The sequence below is a fragment of the Vibrio sp. Vb0349 genome (assembly GCF_033338975.1).
The window spans coordinates 1-1113 of the sequence record NZ_JAWOTS010000378.1; the positions used below are offsets into that span (position 1 = coordinate 1).

The 1113-nt window shown below is 46.2% G+C and carries 2 protein-coding genes; both read left to right on the forward strand.

Annotated elements, in window-relative coordinates:
* The coding region (gene cpdA, locus R7Q47_RS25985; protein WP_318090226.1) for a 3',5'-cyclic-AMP phosphodiesterase at positions 1–790 on the forward strand (790 nt) is incomplete at its 5' end.
* A 48-nt stretch (positions 791–838) separates the two neighbouring features.
* A partial coding sequence (locus R7Q47_RS25990) for a YqiA/YcfP family alpha/beta fold hydrolase (protein ID WP_318090227.1) occupies positions 839–1113 on the forward strand: 275 nt, incomplete at its 3' end.

The following is a 1113-nucleotide window of genomic DNA, read 5'->3' on the forward strand; positions in this document are numbered from 1 at the left end:
CAGCATCAAACTTTTACAAATCACGGATACTCATCTGTTCGCTGCAGACGAGGGAAGTTTGCTGAGCGTAAAAACAGCCGACAGCTTTTCTGCTGTGGTTAACGAAGTTTTGCGCCGCAAAGTGGGGTTTGATTACATTTTAGCGACTGGCGATATTTCACAGGATCATAGCGCCGAGTCTTATCAACGATTTGCTGATGGCATTGCGCCGCTGCAAAAGGATTGTTATTGGCTGCCGGGAAATCACGATTACAAACCCAATATGGGCAGTGTGTTACCTTCACCACAAATTCAAGCGGCAGAACATGTGTTGCTGGGTGAAAATTGGCAATTGATTTTGCTTGATTCTCAAGTAGTAGGCGTGCCTCATGGGCGTTTAAGCGATCAGCAGTTGACTCTTTTGGAAGAGAAATTAACGGAATTTCCTGAGCGTCATACACTGGTTTTATTGCATCACCATCCTTTGCTGGTGGGGAGCGCTTGGCTTGATCAGCATACGTTGAAAGACGCAGAAGCGTTTTGGCAAGTTGTGGATCGATTCGACAATGTAAAAGGCATTTTGTGTGGGCATGTTCATCAAGACATGAACGTAATACACAAAGGTATTCGAGTGATGGCAACACCATCAACGTGTGTCCAGTTTAAGCCGAATTCCGATGATTTCGCGCTTGATACCACATCCCCAGGTTGGCGTGAGCTAGAACTGCACACCAACGGCGACATCACAACCCATGTCGACCGTTTACCAGAAGGCCAATTCCAGCCAGATTTCTCTTCCAACGGATATTAATGATGCCCGAGCTCTAAGTTCGGGCTCGCTTTTTCATGCGAGACTTCTATGAGTAAACCTTCACTTCTATGGTACATCCACGGTTTCAACAGCTCACCGCTCTCAATGAAAGCCAATTTAATGAGAGAATATTGCGCGCTGCATCGTCCGGACATCAAAGTCATCGTCCCACAATTGCCTTGCTTTCCTGAACAAGCCGCTCAATTGTTGTTGGATATTGTTGAGCAATACAAAGACGACTACAACATTGGCTTAGTGGGTAGCTCGCTTGGTGGTTACATGTCGACGTGGTTAAACGCGAAGTACGGTTTTAAAGCGGTTGT